The organism is Oscillospiraceae bacterium NTUH-002-81 (assembly GCA_032620915.1).
In the GTDB taxonomy this organism is placed as follows: Bacteria; Bacillota; Clostridia; order Lachnospirales; family Lachnospiraceae; genus JAGTTR01.
On sequence record CP136052.1, the window covers coordinates 314,449 to 339,052 of the forward strand.

The 24,604-nt window shown below is 40.0% G+C and carries 24 protein-coding genes and 3 pseudogenes; 23 read left to right on the forward strand and 4 right to left on the reverse strand.

What is annotated here, in order from left to right:
• Positions 1-226: 226 nt before the first annotated feature.
• Both RJD28_01505 and RJD28_01510 read right to left on the reverse strand, forming a co-directional pair.
• The gene (locus RJD28_01505) at positions 227-1,144 is read right to left on the reverse strand and encodes an Abi family protein (protein WNV58270.1); all 918 of its coding nucleotides are present in this window, start codon (positions 1,142-1,144) and stop codon (positions 227-229) included.
• Between the two features lie 34 nt (positions 1,145-1,178).
• The gene (locus tag RJD28_01510; protein WNV59531.1) at positions 1,179-1,814 is read right to left on the reverse strand and encodes a helix-turn-helix transcriptional regulator; all 636 of its coding nucleotides are present in this window, start codon (positions 1,812-1,814) and stop codon (positions 1,179-1,181) included.
• A gap of 174 nt (positions 1,815-1,988) precedes the next feature.
• Between RJD28_01510 and RJD28_01515 the strand changes: the two genes are divergently transcribed.
• The 22 genes and pseudogenes from RJD28_01515 to RJD28_01620 all read left to right on the forward strand — a co-directional run bounded on the left by RJD28_01515 (position 1,989) and on the right by RJD28_01620 (position 21,831).
• Positions 1,989-2,177 (forward strand): HTH domain-containing protein, encoded by a 189-nt coding sequence (locus RJD28_01515; protein ID WNV59532.1) that lies wholly within the window; start codon positions 1,989-1,991, stop codon positions 2,175-2,177.
• Positions 2,178-2,188: 11 nt separating this feature from the next.
• Positions 2,189-3,253, forward strand: a complete 1,065-nt coding sequence (locus tag RJD28_01520) for a site-specific integrase (protein ID WNV58271.1) — start codon at positions 2,189-2,191, stop codon at positions 3,251-3,253.
• On the forward strand, positions 3,253-3,618 hold the full coding sequence (locus RJD28_01525; GenBank protein WNV58272.1) for a hypothetical protein: 366 nt from the start codon (positions 3,253-3,255) through the stop codon (positions 3,616-3,618). Before RJD28_01520 ends, RJD28_01525 begins: the two co-directional genes overlap by 1 nt.
• 105 nt (positions 3,619-3,723) lie before the next feature.
• The gene (locus RJD28_01530) at positions 3,724-4,737 is read left to right on the forward strand and encodes an AAA family ATPase (protein WNV58273.1); all 1,014 of its coding nucleotides are present in this window, start codon (positions 3,724-3,726) and stop codon (positions 4,735-4,737) included.
• 70 nt (positions 4,738-4,807) lie between these two features.
• Entirely contained in the window at positions 4,808-5,041 is a 234-nt protein-coding gene (locus RJD28_01535) for a complexin-2 (protein WNV58274.1), read from the forward strand.
• A gap of 171 nt (positions 5,042-5,212) precedes the next feature.
• Positions 5,213-5,434 (forward strand): DUF5348 domain-containing protein, encoded by a 222-nt coding sequence (locus RJD28_01540; protein ID WNV58275.1) that lies wholly within the window; start codon positions 5,213-5,215, stop codon positions 5,432-5,434.
• Positions 5,435-5,629: 195 nt separating this feature from the next.
• Positions 5,630-7,024, forward strand: coding sequence for a plasmid recombination protein (locus RJD28_01545; GenBank protein ID WNV58276.1), 1,395 nt, complete (start codon positions 5,630-5,632; stop codon positions 7,022-7,024).
• 170 nt (positions 7,025-7,194) lie between these two features.
• The gene (locus RJD28_01550) at positions 7,195-7,974 is read left to right on the forward strand and encodes a hypothetical protein (protein ID WNV58277.1); all 780 of its coding nucleotides are present in this window, start codon (positions 7,195-7,197) and stop codon (positions 7,972-7,974) included.
• A gap of 73 nt (positions 7,975-8,047) precedes the next feature.
• Positions 8,048-8,515, forward strand: coding sequence for a hypothetical protein (locus tag RJD28_01555; protein WNV58278.1), 468 nt, complete (start codon positions 8,048-8,050; stop codon positions 8,513-8,515).
• A gap of 86 nt (positions 8,516-8,601) precedes the next feature.
• Positions 8,602-9,081 (forward strand): MGMT family protein, encoded by a 480-nt coding sequence (locus tag RJD28_01560; GenBank protein ID WNV58279.1) that lies wholly within the window; start codon positions 8,602-8,604, stop codon positions 9,079-9,081.
• 107 nt (positions 9,082-9,188) lie between these two features.
• Positions 9,189-9,317: pseudogene (locus tag RJD28_01565) on the forward strand (helix-turn-helix transcriptional regulator).
• 412 nt (positions 9,318-9,729) lie between these two features.
• Positions 9,730-10,225 (forward strand): annotated as a pseudogene (gene dfrF, locus RJD28_01570) (trimethoprim-resistant dihydrofolate reductase DfrF).
• Between the two features lie 325 nt (positions 10,226-10,550).
• On the forward strand, positions 10,551-11,393 hold the full coding sequence (locus RJD28_01575) for a tyrosine-type recombinase/integrase (protein WNV58280.1): 843 nt from the start codon (positions 10,551-10,553) through the stop codon (positions 11,391-11,393).
• The gene (locus RJD28_01580; protein WNV58281.1) at positions 11,390-12,571 is read left to right on the forward strand and encodes an IS91 family transposase; all 1,182 of its coding nucleotides are present in this window, start codon (positions 11,390-11,392) and stop codon (positions 12,569-12,571) included. The genes RJD28_01575 and RJD28_01580 overlap by 4 nt, the downstream gene beginning before the upstream one ends.
• Before the next feature lie 705 nt (positions 12,572-13,276).
• Complete coding sequence (locus RJD28_01585; GenBank protein WNV58282.1) at positions 13,277-13,870, forward strand: VanZ family protein; 594 nt, start codon at positions 13,277-13,279, stop codon at positions 13,868-13,870.
• A gap of 114 nt (positions 13,871-13,984) precedes the next feature.
• Entirely contained in the window at positions 13,985-14,422 is a 438-nt protein-coding gene (locus tag RJD28_01590; GenBank protein WNV58283.1) for a radical SAM mobile pair system MarR family transcriptional regulator, read from the forward strand.
• Positions 14,419-15,108, forward strand: coding sequence for a radical SAM mobile pair protein A (locus RJD28_01595; GenBank protein ID WNV58284.1), 690 nt, complete (start codon positions 14,419-14,421; stop codon positions 15,106-15,108). Before RJD28_01590 ends, RJD28_01595 begins: the two co-directional genes overlap by 4 nt.
• A complete protein-coding gene (locus RJD28_01600; protein ID WNV58285.1) occupies positions 15,096-16,004 on the forward strand; it encodes a radical SAM mobile pair protein B in 909 nt (302 codons plus the stop codon). Before RJD28_01595 ends, RJD28_01600 begins: the two co-directional genes overlap by 13 nt.
• 352 nt (positions 16,005-16,356) lie before the next feature.
• A complete protein-coding gene (locus tag RJD28_01605; protein WNV59533.1) occupies positions 16,357-19,563 on the forward strand; it encodes a response regulator in 3,207 nt (1,068 codons plus the stop codon).
• A 130-nt stretch (positions 19,564-19,693) separates the two neighbouring features.
• The gene (locus tag RJD28_01610; GenBank protein WNV58286.1) at positions 19,694-19,870 is read left to right on the forward strand and encodes a DUF6019 family protein; all 177 of its coding nucleotides are present in this window, start codon (positions 19,694-19,696) and stop codon (positions 19,868-19,870) included.
• A gap of 24 nt (positions 19,871-19,894) precedes the next feature.
• Positions 19,895-20,584 carry a response regulator transcription factor gene (locus tag RJD28_01615; GenBank protein ID WNV58287.1) on the forward strand — a complete coding sequence of 230 codons (690 nt, stop codon included), beginning with the start codon at positions 19,895-19,897 and terminating at the stop codon, positions 20,582-20,584.
• Positions 20,560-21,831 (forward strand): HAMP domain-containing sensor histidine kinase, encoded by a 1,272-nt coding sequence (locus RJD28_01620; protein ID WNV58288.1) that lies wholly within the window; start codon positions 20,560-20,562, stop codon positions 21,829-21,831. The genes RJD28_01615 and RJD28_01620 overlap by 25 nt, the downstream gene beginning before the upstream one ends.
• A 311-nt stretch (positions 21,832-22,142) precedes the next feature.
• On the opposite strand, the gene RJD28_01625 is transcribed toward RJD28_01620, so the two are convergent.
• Together RJD28_01625 and RJD28_01630 are read right to left on the reverse strand one after the other, a co-directional pair.
• Positions 22,143-22,685: an NADH peroxidase gene (locus RJD28_01625; protein ID WNV58289.1), complete on the reverse strand. Its 543-nt coding sequence runs from the start codon at positions 22,683-22,685 to the stop codon at positions 22,143-22,145.
• Between the two features lie 237 nt (positions 22,686-22,922).
• Positions 22,923-23,327, reverse strand: a complete 405-nt coding sequence (locus RJD28_01630) for a transcriptional repressor (protein WNV58290.1) — start codon at positions 23,325-23,327, stop codon at positions 22,923-22,925.
• 269 nt (positions 23,328-23,596) lie between these two features.
• Between RJD28_01630 and trxB the strand changes: the two are divergent.
• Positions 23,597-24,530 (forward strand): annotated as a pseudogene (gene trxB, locus RJD28_01635) (thioredoxin-disulfide reductase).
• Positions 24,531-24,604 lie beyond the last annotated feature (74 nt).

Genomic DNA, 24,604 nt, shown 5'->3' on the forward strand with positions numbered 1-24,604 from the left:
TTTTATGAAAAAAAGAAATATTAGACAAAAAATAGAACGCCGTCGCAACGCCGTCCTTACAAAAACACATAGGTTTTTATGATTCTGAAAATATTATATGCGTGTTGCTCCGATTTGTCAATATTTCCTGGCCAAAATGTCTTGACAAATTATAGCATTTTTTCAAAAGAACGCAGAAATAACTTTGCATGCAAATTCGTAATTGCTTTTGATTAATTCATTACTTTTAAAGAAACTTTTTTTTCTCTGGCATTCGATTGAAGAACAAATATTTCAGTTCTTTTATTCTATGATGCCTCACCTTATCGGATACTACTAATTTGTATACATAAAGTAGGCAAGTAAATTCCAACATAGGTCTACATGACAATTTCTTCTGTCGCTGATTTGAATTTATAGAGATAATTTTAGAAATTTCTTGGCTTATCTCTTGAGGAGCTCTTGAAGTTCCGTGTGCCAAATCAGTCAAAATACAATTATTGTGTGCAGCTCCATTTCTAAGGCTTTTAACCAAATTTATTACAGGTGTAGATAACTTCGGAAAATTTCTGGAAGAATAATAAAATTCATAAAATTTGATAAAGTCTCCAAATGTAAGCATCTCTAGCAAAACCCATGCAGGACAATCATCATATGCAACAATTTTATTTTCCTTTTTCTGCTTTGCTGTATTATATATGCGTTGAATAGTAAAATATTTATGAATCAAATCACTTGTAAAGGGGGAAGAACTGGTGGCTTCGAGTTTTCCAATAATATAAGTGTTTTGAGCTAAAAAGCATTTTACAATATCATAACCGTCTGTAGACGGATCGCTTTCAATGTCTTTTAACATTTTAACTTTCAAGTCGTGCTCAATGTCCAAGCACATTTTTGAAACAATAAAACGAAAATGCATATCAATAGTAGATAATTTTTGCAAATATGCAAAGTCTAAACAGATGTATTTGCCGTTATTGATACCTTTTGTATGTTTTTGATAGTTTTTTCGGTATGCGGCTGTTCGGAGATAATTATTAATATTTGCCAAGTAGTTTTCTGCATCGCTTTCAGAGGTATGTTTAAAACTAATACCTTTTTCGTTTTTCATCTTTGCAATTAGTTGCTGAGCTGTTTGTTTTGGTTTGTCGGTTCTATTTCCCATAGAAAATCTTCTTTCTGAATCTGTGTTTATAGATTTAGTTATTAAAGTAGTCTGAATTTACTTTTACTTTAACCTCGTCAGAAGTATCAAGCAATATCTGACTTTTCTGTAATTCCAATTCCACTTTTTCTTTTGTCTCTACAATTTCTTCAATCGCAGCCTTAGTAGCATCATGCGGATTATTCCCAGCAGATTTCAAAGCACTCTGGTAGATAAAGTTCATTTTTTCCCATTTTAACAGGTCATTGAATACCTTGTAACTTCTGATATTCAACAAAGCATCCTGTAATGCCAGAGTATGTGCTTTCCCTCTGTTGGTATATCCGATTTCGAGATAAGAAGAAAGAATCGGATTCAGATGGATAGATACAGTATCGTCCTTTAACATCTTGTCTTCTCCACGCTCTCCGCTGATCTGGAGGATGCCGGAATTACAAAGGACCATAAGTACGCCCATCAGATCACCGACTGTTTCCAGACGAAGTCCGGCAGTGTCACTGCCATTCAAAGCATTATAACTGACACCGAGTGCAGCTGCAATTTTCTCTAACTGAGGAGGTTGTGGCTGCATTTTATTGGTTTCGTATTTTCGGATAGAAACCGGATGGATGCCGGTCAGTTCAGCCAGTTTATCTTGCGTGATGCCGATTTGCTTTCGGCAGTATTTGATTTTTTTCTCCTATGGTCATTTTTATTGTCCTCCATGTATCGAGATGGCTACATTATACCATGTTTGAAAAAATTTTTCTACTGGCATTTCAAAATACTTGACAATAGTGAGGTCGCTACATATAATAGAGATGCAAAATGTAGCGATAACGCTATAAAAAAGGAGGATGCATATATGGAAGAAAACAACAAGATTTATATTACTGCAAATGAACTCGCAGAAATGCTGGGTGTTTCTGTAGGTCATGCTTATAAACTGATCCGTAAGCTGAATCAGGAACTGGAAAAAGAGGGATTTCTGGTGATTGCGGGCAAAGTTCCCAGACGCTATTTTGAAAAACGCTGGTATGGTTTCAGTGCATAGGAGGTGATCGAATGAAAGCGGAAAAAGACAAGAAAACAGGGAAATGGTTGATTCAGTATCGTTATACAGATTGGCAGGGGAAACGCCGGAAATCCACTAAACGAGGTTTTGCAACTAAAAGAGAGGCGGAGGAATGGCTTAGAAATTTCCTTATTACGAAAAAAGCAGACTTTGATATGAAGTTTGAGGATTTTTGGAAGATGTATTGTGCAGATATGGAGACTCGTCTGCGGGAGCATACCATGAGAACGAAAAAGTATATTGTGGAGCTGAAAATTCTCCCGTATTTCGGGAATAAGCGGGTAAATGATATTACTGCAGCTGACATCCGACAATGGCAGAATGAGTTGATTAAAATGGGGTACTCACCCACTTATCTGAAAACAATCAATAATCAGTTGAGCGCAATCTTTAATTATGCGGTTCGATATTACGATTTGAAAAGCAATCCCTGTGCAAAAGCTGGAAGTATGGGTAAGAGTAAGGCAGAAGAAATGGATTTCTGGACAGTAGAGGAATTTAGAAAGTTTATCGACAGTGTTATGAACAAAAGGCTTTCTTATATGGCATTTATGACTTTATACTGGACGGGAATGCGTTTGGGAGAGCTTTTGGCACTGAATCCGAAAGATGTAGATTTGGAAAAGAGAACAATTTCTATCACAAAATCATACCAACGTCTTGGTAAGAATGATGTGATCACTCCACCAAAGACACCGAAAAGCAAGAGGGTGATTACCATTCCGGAGTTTCTGGCTGCAGATATCAAAGATTATATGGACAGCTTATATGATTTGCAGGAGGACGATAGGTTGTTCCCCATTACAAAATATTATCTGGAGCATGAAATGCAGCGAGGAATTAAAGAAAGTGGCGTAAAACGGATAAGAGTACACGATTTGAGGCATTCCCATGCAAGTATGCTGATTGAACTGGGATTTTCACCGCTGGAGATTGCAAATCGGCTCGGGCATGAAAAGGTGGAAACTACGCTGAATACCTACGCACATCTTTATCCAAACAAGCAGACAAAACTGGCTGAACGGCTGGACAGTGAATATAGGGAGGATTTGTAATGAGTGGATTAGATAAAGATAGAAAACGCAATCAGACAGTTTGTTTTCGGATGACACCTGAGGAACGCAGAGAATTAGAAGCGCGCATTAAAGTGAGTGGACTGCCGAAAGGAAAATATTTCATTCAGTCCGTACTACATCAGGAAGTAAAGATTGCGGTTGGTAAATATCAAAGTGATCGGTTAAGCCTTGAAATAAGGCGGTTGTGGGAACGTCTGGAACATCTGGAAACAGAGGATTTCTATGAGGTGCTGGCAGATTGCCGGGCATTAATGCAACAGGTAATTGAAATCACTGGTGATGATTGTTCAGTAACATGGAAAGCAAGTGATTTTAAAACAGAGATATTGGAAGATGAAAAGTAAAAGCCTTTAAGTGTCGGCAAACACCTAAAGGCGGAGACTTGGTAGAAAATCCAAATCAAATACTAAGGTTATTCTACCAAAGTCTCCACTTTCTTTCAACAGAAAATGGAGGTAATTTTGGATAACAGAAGAGATGAACCGAATTTAAAACTGATAAATATGGAACAGGTAGAGGTAGAAAAAATAGATTGGCTGCTTTATCCCTTTATTCCCTTTGGGAAAGTTACGATCGTGCAGGGAGATCCCGGTGAGGGCAAGACCACAATGGTACTGCAGATTATTGCAAAGCTGACAAAAGGCGAGGCAGTATTACCATCGGGCAGTGATGAACCAGCCTTGGAGGCAAAAACAGTGGATCTGGAGCCGGTAAATGTAATTTATCAGACTGCAGAGGATGGATTGGGCGATACCATTAAGCCCCGACTTCTTTCAGCAGGTGCAGACTGTTCCAGAGTGATGGTAATTGATGATAACGATCAGGCGTTGACTATGATGGATGCCAGATTAGAAGAAGCTATCATAAAGACAAAAGCACGCCTTGTAGTTTTAGACCCGATACAGGGTTTTCTGGGGGCTGCTGTAGATATGCACAGGGCAAATGAAATTCGCCCCTTGATGAAGCGTGTAGCGGTGCTTGCTGAGAAATATCATTGTGCGATTATTTTGATTGGTCATATGAACAAAAACAGTAATGGGAAATCGTCATACCGTGGACTTGGCTCTATTGATTTTCAAGCGGCAGCCAGAAGCGTACTGATTGTCGGAAGGATCAAGGATGAACCAGAAATTCGTGTGGTGTGTCATGTGAAAAGTTCCCTTGCACCGGAAGGAAAATCCATTGCATTTCGTTTGGATAAAGATACTGGATTTGAATGGATTGGGGAATATGACATCAGTGCAGATGATTTGTTAAGCGGAGACAACCGGGGGCAGAAAATTCACGAAGCAAAGGAATTTTTAAAGGAAATTTTGGTATCCGGTTCTGTAGCCCAGACAAAGGTGGCAGAAGAAGCAGAAAGTCGGGGGATTAAAAAGAAAACACTATGGAATGCGAAGAAGGAACTGGAAATTGAGTCTGTGAAGATTGGTAATCAGTGGTTCTGGATGTTGCCTGAATAGTATTGGGAAGATGGCAAGATTACCATCTCTTTAAGAATAGGGAATCTTGCAATCTTGAAAGGAGCTATGAATGAAAAATGTACAAGTACCGCAGCAATTATTTATGAAACTGCTCCGATATCATCTGCTTGATGATGATAGTTGTGCCGATGATGTGAAAAAAGGATTGGAGCAGAAAATGAACACTATGGTGGAACGTGAATTATATACGAAATCAAAAACCGCTCCAACAGAGGAAGAACGGGAAAAAGCTCGCCAGGAGTATCTGGACAGGCGAGGAATACAGGCTGACTTTCGATGGTAATTCTTCTTTGGATGCCATATGACAGGGGCGTGGCACGCTCCTGTATAAATGGCAGACAAGGAAAAGTTGCAGATGTGAGGACGGAAGTTTTTGTAAGACATCTGAAAGGAAGCCATGATTCAGGGCATTCTTGGTAGGGATTTTGAATGTATCTGGAAAGGAGACTGGACAATGAGAGAGGGAAGACTTGGTTACAACAGTAGTAGCGAAAGATATGGCATCTTGTTATCGGACTTATGGATTGATACCGGATTGCATTGTGGGGAATGCCTGCAGATTTTGCTGGATGGCAGATGGGTACAGACCCGGATGGAAATGGATGCTGAGCGGAACTGGTATCTGGTGGGCACACCGTATCGTGGTGACCTGGAATATATTCAGGCAAGGATATAACAGGGCACAGACATACCGACCGAAGGGAAGAAAAGCTCCTGGCAGGGCGCAAGGGTACTTTTGATGGACGGTACGGCTGTCGAAAGTGCTTTTGTGTTACTTTTGACAAAAGTAACAAAACCGCCCTAACGGGCATGAATACAATTTATGTGCCGTATCCGGCACTATTTAGAGAATGTGAGGTGAAAAAATAGGATGATGAAAAGAACAATCAGCGGTATGACAGGAACAGGTTCTCTTGCGCATAACAGAAGGGATTTTATTGCAGAAAATGTTAATCAGAACAGAGTATATCTGAACATTTGTTACCGGGATGAAAATCTGAAGGATGTTTACAAAGAACTGTTTGATGAATCGGTAGAACGGTATAATGTCGGGAAAAGAAATGATCGGAAGATTACGAATTATTATGATAAGATTCAGCATGGAAAGCAGGAGAAGTTGTTCCATGAAGTAATTTTCCAGATTGGAAATAATAAAGATATGGCTGCCGGGACACCAGAGGGAGATCTTGCGGTGAAAGTATTGGATGAATATATGCAGGATTTCCAGAGACGAAATCCAACACTCCGGGTATTTTGCTGCTATCTGCATCAGGACGAAGCTACCCCACATCTACATATTGATTTTGTACCTTATGTGACCGGATGGAAGGGAAAAGGAATGGATACAAGAGTCTCGTTGAAACAGGCGTTGAAAAGCCTTGGATTTCAAGGCGGTGCCAAGCATGATACAGAATTGAATCAATGGATCAATCATGAAAAAGAAGTTCTGGCAGAGATTATGGAGCGGCATGAAATCGAATGGGAGCAGAGAGGAACTCATGAAGAACATCTGGATGTGTATAATTTTAAGAAGAAGGAACGTGCAAAAGAAGTAAAGGAGCTGGAGCAGAAAATAGAAAATTTGACAGCAGATGTAGAAGCGACAGAATCAGATATAAAGGCGCTTAATCAGGAAAAAGCTGATGCAGAAAAAGCCAGAGATCAAGTCAGGGAAAGCAAAGAACAGGCGGACAAAGAACTGAAGCATATGGAGAAGCAACGGAATCAGTTACAGCCAATCATAAATAGTATTGATAAGGAATTAAAGAATTCCGGGCAAATTAAATTAGTGTTGCCAGAAGTCGGGGCACTGGAACTGGCGTCTACATACCGCAATAAAAAGATTAAACCTCTGTTCGCTAAGATGAAGAATTATATTGCAGGATTATCTGCAAAGGTGATAGAACTTTCCAGAGAAGCAGAAAAATGGAGAGATAAATATCAGCAGTTGAAGAAAGATTATGATGATCTAGAAAAGGATGCTGATAAGGTGGCGGATATGTGCAATCAGTTGTGTGATGATGTAGATAAGCTGGAAGTAATATCAGATAAATATAAAAGAGCACTACGGATATTTGGCAGTGATACTATAGAGTCGGCAATTTGGCGTGATATTCAGAAGGAAAAAGCACTGGAAGAACAAAAACGAAAAGAGCAGATGCCGAGAAAACTGAGTGACAGGCTGCAATGGGGCAGAGAAAGAAGCCAGGAGCACAATATGCAGCAGAAGAAAAATAAAATCAAACACAAAGAAATGGAGTTGTGAGAATATGAAAAAACATATATAGGATGCGAACGATATGTAAGTTAGCTACATTATAGTAAGCACAGAGAGCAGTCGGAAGGCTGTTCTTTTGCTAATATAAGAATGGTGTTTGGAATGTGAGTGTGATAAAATGAGAAAAAGACAGATGGTGTTTAGCAAGGAGATATGTAATGTTTGGAACAGTTATTATAGATGCGTATAGAAAAGAAGAAGCCTTGGAAATGGCAGATGCTATCGATGATTTATGTTCTCCGACAGATAACTACGGTTGGGCTTCGGCAGGAATTTATTGTTTTTGGGATTACTATGCGGAAGCAGTTCTCTATATTGGATTAGCAGGCGACCTAGCGGAAAGATTTAAACAGCATAATGGGATTTTACCAATTAAAGAGGGATCGAAACAAAAACAAATTGAAGATTATTTTTCAAGAAATGAACGATTGGGTTACACAATATTTGTGCAATCGCCGTTATCTCAACCGTTGGTTCATAGAAACAGAAAAGTGTATGAGAAATTTGCAAAGCAGCAGAACTCTCCAATTGAGGATATGTTAAGTGAGCAAGGACGAGATGATATAAAGAGAGTAGAAGGCATATTAATTGAGTCATTCCGAAGAAAGTATGGTCATTTTCCTCTATGGAATAGTATGGGTGGTTCTATGGTGGGACAAACAAAAGTAATGGAGAACAATATTAATATTGTAAATAGTTTTTGTCAACCAGATAATTACGCAATAAATCCTATAGTATCACGCTCTACAATTCGAGAATTGTCTAGGAATCCAGAATGGGAATGGTACGAGAATTATTTGCATGCTGCAAGAATGAATTTACTTATATTAGGAATGGAATATGACGAAGCATTGGAGTTTATAAATAAAAATGATACACTTGGTACATATGAACGAATGAAGAAAAGCGGATATTTAAGAAAACGATTGATTGTTTAGATTTTTCTTCAAAATGAAAAATCGTAATTCAGTTTATAGAACTGAAAATTATCGGGAATCATGAGGTGAATGTATGCATTTGGGATTTTCATATATTGGATTGATTTTTCTTATCATGTTGATGATTCCAAACTTATATTGGACGAAGAATCAGCCAAAGGATTACGAAAAATATGTACATAATGAAAACAAAATCTTGCTGTTGTTTGAGAGAGCCGGCGAAGTTTTAGTGACTTGTTTGTTGCTGATTTTCAGTGATTTTAATATTCAAGGTATTACAGCATGGATGATTTGGTTAATTGCTGCATTTGTGCTGATGATTATGTATGAATTATATTGGATACGATATTTTAAAAGTGAAAAGACGATGAAAGATTTTTATAGCAGTATAATGGGTATTCTTGTTGCAGGTGCTACTCTTCCAGTTATAGCGTGTTGTTTGATTGCTATATACGGACGAAACCCAATGTTATTCGTGTCTACAATAATACTGGGGGTAGGACATATTGGCATTCACTTAAACCATAGGAAAGAGTTATAAATTCTGGTTATGATAAGAAATTTACAAAAGTGTCTCATTGCATAAAATCGGAAAGATGTATATTCTTAGATCAGGAGGTGGCGGATATGGCTAATGAAGATAAGAAGGATTTTAATGCAATGCTGCAGGATAATAAAGATATGCCAAAGTTTCAGATAATCACGGATGTAAAGAGCATTGAAAAATATGGTGGAAACAAAATGTACTTTGCACCGCCCATTGCTTATGATGAAGTGATGAAAAAAATTCCATATGGTAAAGTGATTACAGTTGGAAAGATAAGAGAATTTTTTGCAAAAGAGAATGATGCAGATTTTACAGAACCTATAACTGCCGGAATTTTTGTATCTATTGCTGCCTGGGCAAGCCATCAGAGATTGAAAGATAAAACTCCTTACTGGAGAACGCTGAAAGCAAATGGTGAATTGAATGAAAAGTATCCCGGAGGTATCCAGGCACAGAAAGTAAGACTGGAAGCAGAGGGACATATCATTCTTCAAAAAGGCCGGAAAAATATCAGATATTACGTAAAAGATTACGAAAATTTTTTGTTTGAAATGGATTAATCTGTACCAGACACGCAATGTCTGGTGGAAAATCAGGTGATTCTCGGTTTGTGTCGTGGGATTTTTTGAAATAATTGGTAAGCTGTAGGTGAAAGAGAGGTAGAAACATGGACACAAAAAAGATAGGAGCTTTTTTGAAACAATGCCGTAAGGAAAAAAATCTTACACAAGAACAGCTTGCAGAAAAGTTTGGCGTATCGGCGAGAACCGTTTCCAGATGGGAGACAGGTGTTTCCCAAACAAAAAGATATTAAGAAACAGCCCATGTTTACCTGCTTGCAAACAAAAGAATATTGCTACTAGACTAAGAGATACTACATAAGTGTGTTGGTATCTCTTTTTTGTTGCCGTGAAACAGCAGACTATTTCATTTCTGCTTGATTACCTTAAAACTTATTAGTCTATGGTTTGTCAAGGGCTTGTTGCGTGAGAAATGCTGAATATCACCCTTTACAAAACATAGGCTGATAAGTAACTTTTCAAAAGCAGAAAAGAAATGGCAATGCTTATAACAATATGATATAATGCAGATGAAGACAAAAAAGGAATTTGTCGAGCTGGTTAGTTCGAGATAATTTTGAGTTTGTTAAGATGTGGTGCACTTGATGGAATCACAGGTACGACATCATATTATGGAGGATGAAATAGATGATAGGTTTGATTGTTGCGAGGTCAAAGAATAATGTTATAGGCAAGAATGGTAATATACCATGGAAAATAAAGGGAGAACAAAAGCAATTTAGAGAGTTAACAACGGGTAATGTGGTTATTATGGGGCGAAAGTCTTATGAAGAAATCGGTCATCCGTTGCCTAATAGAATGAATATTGTTGTTTCCACCACAACAGAGTATCAAGGAGATAATTTAGTTTCAGTTAAATCATTAGAAGATGCATTATTATTGGCTAAAGGACGAGATGTATACATATCTGGTGGATATGGACTATTTAAGGAAGCTTTGCAAATAGTAGATAAAATGTATATCACAGAAGTAGATTTAAATATTGAAGATGGAGATACATTCTTTCCAGAATTTGATATCAATGATTTTGAAGTTTTGATAGGGGAAACACTTGGTGAGGAAGTGAAATATACGAGAACATTTTATGTAAGGAAAAAATGAATTGAGTAAATTTTGGATTTAGGGTGTTTTCATAAATATATTGCTTTTTATGCATATATAAATTGTTGTAAGACAAATTCCAGTTGAACAAAATCGCTGCGCGATGGCCTGCCAAGGCTATGGCGCAGTTTTTCTTTACACTTTAATAAAAAGCAGTGGAAACCAAGTCCTACAAGTAGTATTGTTAAGTCACCACAACCAACAATCAAACAGGATCGACATCCCCACTGCCTATGATAAGAATACCATTGAGCTGCCTTTCTGGCAAGCAGTTTTATTATGCTAATGCTCCTCCATGTAAGCAGTGTTTATACATTTACGATTTACTTTACATGGAGGATTTTATTATGTACGAAGAAATTTTTAATCAGATTAGATCTGCTGCGAATAAACGGAATCTCAAGGATTCCACAATTCATGCATACTGTACCAGTGTTGCTCATTTTTTGAACCACACAGCCAAGGATATAGATGCATTAACAACTGACGATGTTGATACATTCCTAACTGAAAAGAAACTTTCCGGGATTTCACCAGAAACATACAATCACTACCATTCAGGAATCCGCTTCTTTTACAAAAAAGTATTGAAGATGAATTGGGATGATGATGACATACCTCGTATGAAAAGGGACAGAAAGTTACCAGCGGTGCTTACAAAAGCAGAAATATCAGCTATTCTTGATGCTACACCAAATCTGAAGCATAAAGCTATGATCGCTACTATGTATTCAGGTGGACTTCGTGTTTCAGAAGTCACACACCTTCATTATGATGATATTTCACGCACGAACAAAACCATACACATCCGCGATGGAAAAAGCCGATCTGACCGTTATACTTTGCTTGCAGACCGGACGCTTGAAATATTGACAGAATACTGGTTTCAATGTGGCAGGCCAAGAGGGATTCTGTTCCCAAGTTCATGGACAGGGGATTATCTTACAAAAGATAGTGTCATTCAATTTTTTCGTGAAAGCGCCGAAAGAGCAGGCATTCAAAAACACGTCTCCACACATTGTTTGCGTCATAGTTTTGCAAGTCATCTGTTTGAGTCAGGCTGCGATATAAAATATATTCAGGCTCTTTTGGGACATCGTGATCCAAAATCAACAGAGATTTATCTGCATGTAAGCAATAAAACTCTGCTTGGTATTAAAAGCCCATTTGATGAGATGGGTGGTGAATGATTATGGATAAATCATGTACGATACAGGATGTATTTGAACGGTTCTATCCTTCCTATGAAAAGAGGAGTAACCCTCCTGCTCATCACAGAAAAACGGCTTATCACATCAGAAACTGTAAAACAGGAGTTTTTGGTGTAAATATCAGTGTTTGTGAGGACTGCGGATGTATCAGTGTTCACAACAACTCCTGCAGAAGCAGATGCTGTCCCATGTGCCAGGAGTTTCCGAAAGAGAAATGGATTGATGCACAAAAAGAGAACGTATTGGATGCACCCTATTATCATGTAGTATTCACAGTTCCTGAGGAATTGAATTCCATTATTTACAGCAACCAGAAGCTGTTATATGATGCACTGTATCATGCTGCTTCAGCCACATTGAATGAATTGTCAAAAGATGCAAAGTATCTGGGAGCTGATATAGGGTATATCTGCATTCTTCATACCTGGGGCTCTGCAATGAATTATCATCCTCATATTCATACCATTGTTCTTGGAGGTGGGCTTGATGATGAAAATAAATGGAAAGACACAGGTGGAAATTTTTTTCTCCCATATGGTGTCATCTCAAAAGTGTTCCGTGGAAAATATCTGGATGAGTTAAAAAGCCTGTGGAATGATTCTAAGCTTAAATTTCATGGTACAGCAGAGAAATATCAGAACAGCTATCGTTTTAAAGAACTTCTTGATAAGTGTTATGAAAAGAACTGGGTCACTTACTGTAAAGAAACTTTCAATGGTGCACAGTCGGTTATCAATTATCTTGGAAAATATACCCACAGGATAGCAATCAGTAATCATCGAATCAAATCCATGACGGATACGACAGTTACATATGCAGTAAAAGACTATAAAAACGAAGGCCACTGGAAAGAGAAAACAATTTCAGGAGAAGAATTCATCCGTCGATTCATGATGCATGTTCCACCCAAACGATTTGTCAGAATCCGGCACTATGGTCTGCTATCATGTAGAAACAAGAGAAAAAAGATAACTCTCTGCAGAAACCTGCTTGGATGCAAGAAATACATTTCTACATTAAAAAATCTAAATGCAGTAGAAATGATAAAGGTTTTGTATCACATTGATGTATGCAAATGTTCTTCTTGCGGAGGGAATATGGTATCACCCCGCAAAGATAAATACAGTTCTTCTTTTCATGCACATATGAGATGTTAAAATCTACAATTGCATAGAATAAATGGCTTCCGCATAGGAGGTTTGTTTGTCATGCCTGAAATTGATTTCTTGAATAAAAAAACTTTTACCAAAACACCCAGTATGATAAACTTAAGGAAAAGAGCAACGATTGAATCCCCATAGCTATCGGCTAAAGGGACGCGACTTTGTTCACCAAGGTAAAATCGAAATTGATGTAAACGAAAGGGCAGTTTTTATCAGAACTCAAGGCTGCTTTTTCGTTTACACCAACTCCGATTGTTTCCTTAACAGTTTATCGCACTGTTTAAAAATATAATCCGTTAACTTTCTTATCCAGGAAGAAAGCTGACGGATTTTTTTGCGCTTTATGACGAGCAAACAGGGTAGAGGCTGATTGCACATTGAAAATAAACTTGTTTCCAGCAAAAAAAGCTTCAATGATGGCTAGCAAAAATTAAGAAGCATTTCAATCAGTCCACCATGGCACTTTTATTTTATGTTATACTGTTTTATATAATTTTTTTTGCCCTTGTATTTGCACTTATCAGAGTTCATAAACACTGATGGGACGATATAACACAAGGGAAAAAATAAGGGAAAGCTCACCTGCGACAAATCCAGTGTTTTCAAGGGTTTGCGGAGAATTTAATAACAAAATATAATAGTTATTAAATCTCTTAAAACAGGTGAAATCTCAATCGGAAGTTGTGGAGGTAGAAAAACATGTATAGAATATATAGTGCACTTATCGAAATTGTTGCGGCAGCTGTTTTTATAATTCCTATTTGGTGCATATATAACAAGTTATGTTTTCATAGCTGGAAACGAACTATTATTTATATGGTATTTGGGTTTTATTTTACTGCAGTCTTAGCACTTGTAGGCTTTCCTAATATAGCATCTCTGAAAATTGATTTTGCAGTGAACGTTATCCCGTTTTTGGATATGGTTTCGGATTTCATTAATGCTTGTTTGAATATACTTTTATTTGTTCCATTTGGTTTCTTTTTGCCGATATTGTGGGATAAATTTAGAAACATTAAAAATATTGCCTTAATGGGATTTATAGCTACAAGTTTAATTGAAATATCACAGATTTTTACTTTTAGAACGAGTGATATAAACGATATTATTACAAATACTGTTGGTACTATAATTGGATATTTTATTGTACATAGGATAACTGATAATTTTACGAAGCGAATCTTTTCAAATTCAAAAATGGGTGACTTTTACATAATATGTGTATCTGTAGCACTTATTATGTTCTTCCTTCAACCATTTATTTCATCATTGTTATGGGAAATGGTGCTGTAACTTCCAGTTTGGAGAATTGAAAAAAACGAAATTTACCTATTAAGACATATAAACTCTTGAAAATAAAACTCCTATATAGTATGATTTTATAAACTACTATATAGGAGCTTTTGTATGGAAATGAATGGAGGATTTCTTGTCACAAAAATAAAACAGCTTGGGGACCGGATTTTTGAGAAGATTCTCAGCGAAAAGAATATTGATGCGTTCAATGGAGCCCAGGGGCGCATTCTTTATGTGCTGTGGCAGGAGGATGGAATCTCGATCAGGTCACTCTCGGTCAAATGCGGATTAGCGATAACATCTCTTACGACGATGCTGGAAAGAATGGAACATCAAGGACTGATAAGCCGTGTTCAGTCTGAAACGGACAAAAGGAAAACACTCCTGTTTCTGACTGAGAAAGCACATGCCTTAAAGGGCGAGTACGATTCTGTATCTGATGAGATGGGCAGCATTTACTACAAGGGTTTTTCAGAGGAAGAAATTACCCGGTTTGAGGAATGCCTCGACCGCATCAGAAAGAATCTTGAGGAGTGGCAGAAGTCATGAGTATTTGTATCAAAGATCAGATTCAGAACATGAATCTCGTCATCGGCTGCACAGTGGGGTGTGCATATTGCTATGCCCGCAACAATGTGAAACGCTGGCATATGATCGATGACTTCGCTGATCCTGAGTTCTTTCCGGGTAAGCTCAAGATGATGGAAAAGAAACGTCCGCAAAACTTTCTTCTTACCGGCATGAGCGATCTCTCCGGATGGAAGCCGGAATGGAGAGACGAGGTATTTGCAAAGATCCGTGAAAATCCACAGCATCAGTTCTTGTTTCTTACCAAGCGCCCCGATCTGCTGGATTTTGATACCGATCTGGAAAACGCATGGTTTGGCGTTACGGTGACGAGGAAAGCAGAACTGTGGCGTATCGACGCCCTTCGGAAAAATGTCAGAGCAAAGCATTACCATGTTACCTTTGAGCCGTTATTCGACGATCCCGGCACAGTTGACCTTTCCGAAATCAACTGGATCGTTGTCGGCACTATGACCGGGGTTCAGAGCAGGAAGGTTCATACGGAGCCGGAGTGGGCATGGTCTTTGACAGACCAGGCACATACGCTCGGCATTCCGGTGTTTATGAAGGAAGACCTTGTCCCTATCATAGGGGATGAAAATATGATTCAGGAAATGCCGGAAGAATTTAATAAAGTGTTAGAGGTACAGAGATCATGGCAGAAGTAATAAATGGAATCCTCATTCGTGAGGTGGAAACAAAGAACATCATGACCAAGTCCAGTCTGCCGGTAGGCGGTTACTCGGTCAATCCCTATGTAGGCTGTACACATGCCTGCAAGTATTGCTATGCTTCTTTTATGAAGCGCTTTACCGGACACACGGAGGAATGGGGTACTTTCCTTGATGTGAAGCATTGGCCGGAAATTAAAAATCCGAAGAAATATGCCGGACAGCGGGTGGTCATTGGTTCTGTGACGGATGGCTACAATCCACAGGAGGAGCAATTCGGGAATACCAGAAAACTTCTGGAGCAGTTGATTGGCAGTGACGCAGATATTCTGATCTGCACAAAGTCTGATCTTGTGGTAAGGGATATTGATCTGCTGAAGAAGCTTGGACGAGTGACCGTTTCATGGTCGATCAACACACTGGATGAAAATTTCAAGAACGATATGGACTCTGCTTCGAGCATTGAACGGCGTATCGCTGCTATGAAGCAGGTATATGACGCAGGAATCCGTACAGTCTGTTTCGTATCCCCGGTATTCCCCGGGATCACGGACTTTGAAGCCATTTTTGAGCGGGTAAAGGATCAGTGCGATCTGTTCTGGCTCGAAAACCTCAATCTTCGGGGCGGCTTCAAAAAGACGATCATGGATTATATCGCCGGAAAATATCCTGATCTTGTACCGCTTTACGATGAGATCTATAACAAGCATAACCGCAGCTACTTTGAAGCGCTTGAAGTAAAAGCTGAGGAAATGGCTAAGGAGTATGATTGTCCCTTTGCGGATAATGAAATGCCTTATGGAAGAGTCCCGCAGGGATATCCGGTGATCGTAGATTATTTCTATCATGAGGAAATCCGTGGGACAGAGAATACCGGAAAAAGAAATCGCTAAACAAAAATTTGATCCAGCTCTTTGAACGAGGAAGACCCCTTGTCCGAAGGGTAAGAAGGTGCAACCGAAAAGGCTTAGAGCAATTCGTGTTTATCGCACTGTTTAAAAATATAATCCGTTAACTTTCTTATCAAGGAAGAAAGTTAACGGATTTTTTGCGCTGAAAATGTTCCATATTTGGGCAAGTATCCTAGTATATTGTTGAAGACTCATAAAACAAGTCATTCACAATATACGCATCCTGGTGTATGATAAAATGGGTATAAATACTGGCAGGGACAGGTTCTCTGTATACAGAGAAAAGCAGGATGAAGAAGGCGTAAAACGAAGAGAGGCTTTTTATAAAATGAAAATGGAAAATTATGAAGAAAAAATATATTCTTTAGGTGAGACTGTAACGGGACAGACACAGGCTATGTCACAGGCAGTACAGAAAACACTGGAAAATAATGGCGGGGTAGGTATAATGACAGGATCTTATGACCAAAACCTGTCTATTTTGTCTGTGGATAATCTGCTGTTGCATAGTACAGGATATACATTCGATACTTTCATGGAACATACAAAAGGCTCATTGATAAACTTCTTTTATGACGAGGAAGATATACTGGAGCGAGACCGTTTTTTGCAGCTTCACGGAACAGGGGAAGCACAGATCCTTGCAGCAGACGGTACAGTGAATAATGTACGGCTTTGTAAAGAGGATACGACAGATGAGACGGGCAGACAGATCTGGGTTATGTCCGTACAGGTCAACTGGGATCATGTAAATTTGGCACTGCTCAATGAAGCTATCTATTCCGGCTTCTGGTATTTTGACTGTGACGAAAACAGTGAAATTGTGAATGCAAACTGGAGTCATGAATTCCGAAAAATGCTCGGCTATCATGACACTATGGACTTTCCGAATAAACTGGAATCCTGGTCAGATCTTCTGCATCCACAGGATAAAGAAAGAGTAATGGTGCAGCTTCAGGCGGCAATTAAGGATAAGACGAACCAGATAAAATACCAGGTAGAGTATCGTATGAGAATGAAGGATAATCAATACCAGTGGTTTCGGACATCGGCAGAAGTAATACGCCGTCTGGATGGTTCTGCCAGCAGGATTGCCGGGATTTTTATTAACATTGATGCGGAGAAAAAAGAAATCATGCAGGCACAAAAATCTGCTGCTTTCCACCGGGCTTTTACGAAAGCAGATCTGTGCGAGTATTATGTGAATCTGGAAGCGAATACTTTTGATACCTTTAAGGTTGAACCGTCCCTGATGACCGTCTTTGAACAGAGTTATACGTGGGATGAATTGATTCGGCATTTTGTGGATTCCTATGTTGTGGAGACAGATAAGAAGGCGGTATCCTCTTTTTACGACCGTGGTTATATTGCAGAAAGGCTGAAGGGTCTGGAAACGGAATTGGCTTTAGAGTGCCGTATCACTCTGAATGGAGAAGAACGATGGGTCCGCAATGTGGTCATACGTGGCGAAATAGAGAATTCAGAATATGCCATGATCTTTCTGCGTGATATCACAGAGGCAAAGGTAGAGAGCGCACGGCATCTGCAGATGGCAGCGGATAATGCTTCCATGGAGCAGCTGATTCAGAGTATTGTGCGCCTGGTTGACCGCTTTGTTGTCTGTGATCTGGAAAATGACAGATATGAATTCTACACTCTGAATGGACAGATGATATATAAACCTCTGGGATCTTATCATGATTTTCAGATGCAGGTTCTTGAAAAATATAAGACACAGGAGCCATTGGAAGCTATAGATATCCTGATAGCTCCGGATAATATTCGGAAGAAACTGAAAAGTGAAAATGATATTTATAAGTTTGAGTATTGCAGCCTGGATGAAAAGACTTATAAAATCGCTTCTTATATTCCACTGGAATGGAAGAATGGAAAGCTGGAAAAGGTATTGCTGGCATCCATGGATGTGACACAGGAGAAGAAAGCAGAGATTGAATCCCGTCAGGCACTGAAAGAGGCTTACCGGTCCGCAGAAAATGCAAATCGTGCGAAAACAGAATTCCTTTCCAATATGTCCCATGATATCCGGACACCGATGAATGCGATTGTCGGTCTGACGGCAATCGCAGGAGCAAATATTGAGAGTCAGGACAGGGTTATTGAATGTCTCAGCAAGATCACAGAATCAAGCCGTCATCTGCTGGGGCTGATCAATGAAGTGCTGGATATGGCACGTATTGAAAGTGGAAAAATGACGCTGGCACAGGAGGATTTTAATCTGCCAGATCTGGTGGATAATCTCATTACACTAACAAAACCGGTGCTTGATGAACATAAACACAATTTTGATATACGCATTAATCACATTGAACATGAGGCTGTCTGTGGTGACAGCCTGAGGATCCAGCAGGTGTTTGTGAATCTGATGAGTAATGCAATCAAGTATACACCGGATGGTGGGAATATTACTTTTTCCATAGAGGAAAAGCCAAATGGATTTTCGGAACTTGGATGCTATGAATTTACAATTGAGGATAATGGGATCGGTATGTCACCGGAATTCCAGAAAATCATGTTTGATCCTTTCAGCCGCGCAGATGACCACCGGACAACCAAGGTTCAGGGAACTGGTCTGGGAATGGCAATCAGCAGAAATATTGTAAATCTGATGAATGGTAATATTAAAGTGGACAGCACCTTACATAAGGGAACTAAAATTACAGTAACCATTTATCTTGAACTTCAGGAAAAAGAAAAAGAACAGGATAAAAATCTGATGAATCTGCCAGTTCTGGTTGTAGATGATGATAAGACATGCTGTGAAAGTACAGTTGCCACACTGAAAGAAATCGGTATTACAGGTGAATGGGTTCTTTCTGGCAAGGAAGCTGTTGAACGTTGTTATGCACGTCATGAGCTAAAAAATGATTATTTTGCTGTTATCCTGGACTGGAAGATGTCGGAGATGGATGGTATAGAAACTGCCAGACAGATCCGGAAACGGATCGGGAAAGAGATTACCATCATTGTACTGACATCCTATGAATTCAGCGAAATTGAAGAAGAGGCAAAGGCGGCAGGTGTAGATGCTTTTATTGCAAAACCGCTGTTCCGTTCCCGACTGACGGCTACACTGCGGCAGTTTACTTCAGGCAGAAAAGAAAATACAGCGAGAAATTATCTGGAGAAACTGTCAGAAGCAGATTATACAGGAAAAAGGATTCTGCTGGTTGAGGATAATGAGTTGAACAGAGAAATTGGTGTTGAAATTTTGCAGATGACAGGGGCAGAAGTGGAAACAGCAGAAAATGGAAAAATCGCAGTTGAAAAAGTGGAAGCATCTCCGAAAGGTTCGTATGATCTTATTTTTATGGATATCCAAATGCCTGTCATGAATGGTTATGAGGCAACTGCAGCAATCAGGAGCCTTCATGGGGAAAAGGGAAAACTGCCTATTGTTGCCATGACTGCCAATGCTTTTGCAGAGGATGTACAGTTGGCCAAAAATACAGGCATGAATGGACATATCGCGAAACCGCTGGATATGAATAAGCTGAATGATGTTCTGGAAAACTGGCTGTAATTGCCTTTCTGGATGCATGGGAAAAGCAGCTAGGAACCAATCCGGCAACTCGACCATTTTGTGAGGTTGTAGGAAGTGGGATAGGTGTGAAGGAAAAGCAGATTAAATCGGAATTGACAGAGGTAATGAAATGTTTGAAGAATTAGGAATTAGTTTTGGCACAGCACTAATCGTCTTGCTTGCATTATATTTAATAATTAAGTGGGCGGTCAAAAATGGAATAAAAGAAGCCTATAGGGATATTACAGGGAAAGTCATTACCGAGGATATTGAGGCAGAACAAATATGTAACGAAGAGAAAAAATAGTTAATAAAGAGAGGCGCATATGCTATGCCAGGTATACTTGTGGTTGAAGATGATGAAAATTTAAATCGTGGAATTACATTCTCACTGAAAAAATCCGGATATGAGGTTTTTTCAGCAGAATCAGTGAAAAAAGCGAAAAGAATTGCAAGTGATCATAATGTGGATGTTACCATTTGTGATGTGAATCTTCCGGATGGGAATGGACTGGAATTTGTAAGGTGGATGAGATGCAATTATAATACATACATTATTTGTCTTACAGCACTAGATCAGGAGATGGATCAGGTCATGGGATATGAAGCAGGGGCAGATGATTATATTACAAAGCCGTTTAGTCTTTCGGTACTTCTTTTGAAAATAGAAGCACATTTCCGCCGCAGACAGGAGAAAACGGAAGCCGGAAAGATGATTTCGGGAGATATCGTATTTATCGCAGGAGAAATGAAAGTTCTGATAAAGAGTCGTGAAATCAGTCTGACAAAAACAGAGTTGAAAATGCTGACTTTTTTTCTTCAGAATCCGAAACAGATTCTTTCAAAAACACAAATATTGGAAAATGTGTTTGATCTGGAAGGGGATTTTGTGGATGAAAATACAATCGCTGTCAATATCAGAAGACTCCGTGAGAAAATCGAAGACAATCCGGCTGCACCGGTCTATATAAAGAATATCAGAGGTCTTGGGTATATATGGAATCAGGAGGTAAGGCAGTGACAAAGAGATATCGCAAGAAGATTACAGTAGTGCTCTCCTTGGTATTAGCTGTCATATTATTGTTTGCAATATTAAATTGCTTTACCACGTATGTGTTTTATGAAGATTATAAATATAAAATGAATCTTATGACAGAGATTGCTGCAAAGGAAGAATTTTCCGGGCTGGATGCTGTTTCGGAATTGCTTAAGGATAAGGATATTGAAACTAACGAACAGGGAAGGCGATTATTGGAGCAATATGGATACTGGGGGAATAAAGGGAATGCATTTTATTCGCAATTCCGGCATCAGGTTATGGTGACCGGTGCTGTAAGCACTGTGATATGCGTGCTTCTTTTGACTTTTTTACTTTATTGGAAGAAAAAAGAAGATGCGTGTCATCAGAAAATTTTAGACCAGTTGGAAGAAATTCTGATCAGATTCCGTGAAAATAAATTTGATGATTTACTGAAAACGGAAAATCATGCAGAACTGGAAAAATTGAATGACCAGCTTGAAGCAATCGGACATCATATTCAGTTGATAAAGGAAGAAGCAAGGGCAGAAAAGGAGAACACGAAAGAAATGGTTTCTGATATTTCTCACCAGTTAAAGACACCGGTTGCAGCTTTGGATACATGTTTTAGTGTGCTGATGCAGAATGACTTAAGTGCCACAGAACAGGAGGAGTTTCGTATCCGTTGTCGGAGTGCTCTGGATGGACTGGAGACATTATTGCAGTCGCTTCTTGAAATATCCAAGATGGAAACTGGACTGATTCAGATTAATAAGAAAAAACTTCCGCTTATAGATACTGTCATATCTGCTGTGAACCCCACTTATCCTAAAGCGGATGAGAAAGAAATTGAATTCGTTTTTGACTATGAAAAAGAGCTGGAAACATGCATGATTATGCAGGATAAAAGGTGGCTTGGCGAAGCTGTGATCAACGTTCTGGATAATGCGGTCAAGTACAGTCCGGGTGGTTCAAAAATATTTATCCGGTTACAAAAAAGAAACGATCTTGTAAGAATGGAAATTGAGGATCAGGGAATTGGTATTCCGCAGAATGAGTATCACAAAATTTTTCAACGATTTTACAGAGGAAGTTCCAAGGAGGTCATGGAAAAGAGTGGTACAGGAATCGGACTTTTTCTATCGAGAGAAATTATCGAAAAACACGCAGGTACGATTACGGTAACCTCCGGCAAAAAGAAAAAAGGAAGCACGTTTGTGATTCAATTACCATATGATTGTTGCAATTAACTATACCGGAGCAAAAAATGATGTAGATGCAATATGTATTGCTTGTGGTTATAAATGGAAAAGTCGTGCAGATCATTTAGCAGATAGATGTTGGTGTCCTGCATGTAGAAAGAAAAATAATTGTCTTGTTTAGGTTAGAAATCCACCCGTTTTTATTTAGTTGCATTATTGAAAAAAAGGAAGTCTGAAAGGCTTCCTTGGAGAAGAGAAGGTACCACCAAAGTACCATTCAAAATGAAAGATATTAAAAAAGAGAGAACAGATTTCTCTATTCCCTCTTTTGATAATCCTTATTCTATGCGGTTTTCGGATTAGCCGAAGTATCTCTTAAGCAGTCCTTCGAAAGCTTTTCCGTGTCTTGCCTCGTCACGAGCCATCTCATGAACGGTGTCATGGATTGCGTCCAGGTTAGCAGCTTTTGCACGTTTTGCAAGGTCGAACTTACCAGCGGTAGCGCCGTTCTCAGCCTCAACTCTCATCTCCAGGTTCTTCTTGGTGCTGTCTGTTACAACTTCGCCCAGAAGCTCTGCGAATTTTGCTGCATGCTCAGCCTCTTCATAAGCTGCTTTCTCCCAGTACAGGCCGATCTCCGGATAGCCCTCTCTGTGAGCAACTCTTGCCATAGCCAGATACATACCAACCTCGGAGCACTCGCCCTCGAAGTTTGCTCTTAAGTCGTTGAGGATATCTTCGCTGCAGCCCTGTGCAACACCTACAACGTGCTCAGCAGCCCATTCTCTCTCTCCGCCAACCTCTTTGAACTTGTCAGCGCCAACATGACAGACAGGACATTCCTTCGGTGCAGCCTCTCCTTCATAAACATAACCACATACAGTACATACGAATTTTTTCATTGTTTTGATCTCCTTTTCTGATTGTTTTATTTTGTTTTCTTGTTATTAATATCAGTAATTGTTACTGATATTAATATAGCATCTTTTGTTTCATTTGTCAATAGAAGTTGAACATCTTTTTTTGCTTTTGTAGCTATCTTTTATTGCTGCTGTCGGAGCCTGTCCATGCGGGTTCGAATGACCGGAAAACGGTTCCGGCAGCAGCGGGATGTTGCTTCTGATCGACAACGGGAACGGTTATTGCGCTTTTTTATTTTGCAGGCAGTCGGTACAGGTGCCGTAAAAATAGGTGACATGTCCGTCGATGTGTCCGCCGAATTTCTTAGAGGCAATGTCGTGAACCGCCTCCAAATCCAGATTCTCCATATCCATGTCCATGACCTGTCCGCAGGTTTTGCAGATAAAATGGTAATGGGGCTGGACATTGGCATCGAAGCGGTCCGGGCCCTGGCCGGGCGTCAGCTTCTGAATCTCGCCAAGATCTGCAAGGAGAGACAGGTTGCGGTAGACCGTGCCGAGACTGATGTTCGGGAATTCCTGGCGGATATTCATGTATACGGTGTCTGCCGTGGGGTGATCATAACGGGTCTTGAGAAATGCCATGATGGCCTCTCGTTGTTTGCTGTGTTTGATCGCCGGCATATTGCTCCTCCTTTCATAACAATAATTATTACTGTTTTTATTATAATGAGGTTATGAGTATTTGTCAATATTTTTTTCTGTTATGAATCAAAATATGGGAACGATATTTTTAAAGATGAATTTTGGGAAAAATCCGGGTATAATGAAAATACAGTTGGAAAGGGAATATTTTATGCTGGAAAAAGAAACTGCAAAAATGTGGTGTACATGGAAGTGTATATTGCAAGTGGAAATTCGAACTGTAATAACAAGGAAGAAGGAGAATACGGATGGAAACTTTATATGACGTAATCATCATTGGTTCGGGCCCGGCGGGGCTGGCGGCGGCGATCTATGCCAGACGGGCGTGTCTGGAATCCCTGGTGCTGGAAAAAGAATATATGAGCGGCGGACAGGTACTGAACACCTACGAAGTGGATAATTATCCGGGACTGCCCGGGATCGGCGGATTTGACCTGGGGATGAAAATGAAGGAGCACGCGGATCAGCTGGGAGCGGTGTTTGTCATCGGTGCGGTAAAAGCGGTGAGAAGAGAGTCTTCTATTATAATAGTAGAAACGGCGAAAGCGACATACCGGACGAAGACGATGATCATTGCAGCCGGCGCCGGACACCGGAAGCTGGGCATTCCCGGGGAAGAGAAATTTGCCGGGCGGGGCGTATCCTACTGTGCCACCTGTGACGGCGCGTTTTTCCGGGGAAAGACGACAGCGGTTGTGGGCGGCGGCGATGTGGCCGTGGAGGATGCCATTTTCCTGGCCCGGATGTGTGAGAAGGTGTACGTGGTGCATCGAAGACATGAGCTGCGGGCGGCAGGCAGTTTGCAGGAGAAGCTGTTCGCGCTTCCCAATGTGGAGATGGTGTGGGACAGCCAGGCGGTACGCATCGAAGGAGAAGAAATGACGCAGCGCCTCATCGTAAAAGATGTGCACACCGAAGCGGAACGGACGCTTCCGGTGGACGGCGTGTTTGCGGCCATCGGCATCACCCCCCAACAGTGCCCTTTATGAAGGACTGGTGGAGCTGGATGCGCAGGGTTATATCGTGGCCGACGAGACCGGCCGGACCAGTGCGCCGGGGGTGTTTGCGGCAGGGGATATCCGCACGAAAGCATTCCGGCAGATTATTACGGCTGCAGCGGACGGCGCCAATGCGGTGCACAGCGTGGAAGCTTATCTCAATGAACGGGGCTACAACATATAGAGGTTTGAGGGCCTTTGGAAAATACATCCAGTAGTTGACAATAATTCTCGAGATTGTTATAATCAGTGTAACAT

What these genes read in the sequence shown, in the direction of transcription:
- RJD28_01505 (WNV58270.1), bottom strand. Translation starts at nt 1,144, where the DNA reads ATGGGAAATAGAACCGACAAACCAAAACAAACAGCTCAGCAACTAATT.
- RJD28_01515 (WNV59532.1), top strand. Translation starts at nt 1,989, where the DNA reads ATGGAAGAAAACAACAAGATTTATATTACTGCAAATGAACTCGCAGAA.
- RJD28_01520 (WNV58271.1), top strand. Translation starts at nt 2,189, where the DNA reads ATGAAAGCGGAAAAAGACAAGAAAACAGGGAAATGGTTGATTCAGTAT.
- RJD28_01525 (WNV58272.1), top strand. Translation starts at nt 3,253, where the DNA reads ATGAGTGGATTAGATAAAGATAGAAAACGCAATCAGACAGTTTGTTTT.
- RJD28_01530 (WNV58273.1), top strand. Translation starts at nt 3,724, where the DNA reads ATGGAGGTAATTTTGGATAACAGAAGAGATGAACCGAATTTAAAACTG.
- RJD28_01535 (WNV58274.1), top strand. Translation starts at nt 4,808, where the DNA reads ATGAAAAATGTACAAGTACCGCAGCAATTATTTATGAAACTGCTCCGA.
- RJD28_01540 (WNV58275.1), top strand. Translation starts at nt 5,213, where the DNA reads ATGAGAGAGGGAAGACTTGGTTACAACAGTAGTAGCGAAAGATATGGC.
- RJD28_01545 (WNV58276.1), top strand. Translation starts at nt 5,630, where the DNA reads ATGATGAAAAGAACAATCAGCGGTATGACAGGAACAGGTTCTCTTGCG.
- RJD28_01550 (WNV58277.1), top strand. Translation starts at nt 7,195, where the DNA reads ATGTTTGGAACAGTTATTATAGATGCGTATAGAAAAGAAGAAGCCTTG.
- RJD28_01555 (WNV58278.1), top strand. Translation starts at nt 8,048, where the DNA reads ATGCATTTGGGATTTTCATATATTGGATTGATTTTTCTTATCATGTTG.
- RJD28_01560 (WNV58279.1), top strand. Translation starts at nt 8,602, where the DNA reads ATGGCTAATGAAGATAAGAAGGATTTTAATGCAATGCTGCAGGATAAT.
- RJD28_01575 (WNV58280.1), top strand. Translation starts at nt 10,551, where the DNA reads ATGTACGAAGAAATTTTTAATCAGATTAGATCTGCTGCGAATAAACGG.
- RJD28_01580 (WNV58281.1), top strand. Translation starts at nt 11,390, where the DNA reads ATGATTATGGATAAATCATGTACGATACAGGATGTATTTGAACGGTTC.
- RJD28_01585 (WNV58282.1), top strand. Translation starts at nt 13,277, where the DNA reads ATGTATAGAATATATAGTGCACTTATCGAAATTGTTGCGGCAGCTGTT.
- RJD28_01590 (WNV58283.1), top strand. Translation starts at nt 13,985, where the DNA reads ATGGAAATGAATGGAGGATTTCTTGTCACAAAAATAAAACAGCTTGGG.
- RJD28_01595 (WNV58284.1), top strand. Translation starts at nt 14,419, where the DNA reads ATGAGTATTTGTATCAAAGATCAGATTCAGAACATGAATCTCGTCATC.
- RJD28_01600 (WNV58285.1), top strand. Translation starts at nt 15,096, where the DNA reads ATGGCAGAAGTAATAAATGGAATCCTCATTCGTGAGGTGGAAACAAAG.
- RJD28_01605 (WNV59533.1), top strand. Translation starts at nt 16,357, where the DNA reads ATGGAAAATTATGAAGAAAAAATATATTCTTTAGGTGAGACTGTAACG.
- RJD28_01610 (WNV58286.1), top strand. Translation starts at nt 19,694, where the DNA reads ATGTTTGAAGAATTAGGAATTAGTTTTGGCACAGCACTAATCGTCTTG.
- RJD28_01615 (WNV58287.1), top strand. Translation starts at nt 19,895, where the DNA reads ATGCCAGGTATACTTGTGGTTGAAGATGATGAAAATTTAAATCGTGGA.
- RJD28_01620 (WNV58288.1), top strand. Translation starts at nt 20,560, where the DNA reads ATGGAATCAGGAGGTAAGGCAGTGACAAAGAGATATCGCAAGAAGATT.
- RJD28_01625 (WNV58289.1), bottom strand. Translation starts at nt 22,685, where the DNA reads ATGAAAAAATTCGTATGTACTGTATGTGGTTATGTTTATGAAGGAGAG.
- RJD28_01630 (WNV58290.1), bottom strand. Translation starts at nt 23,327, where the DNA reads ATGCCGGCGATCAAACACAGCAAACAACGAGAGGCCATCATGGCATTT.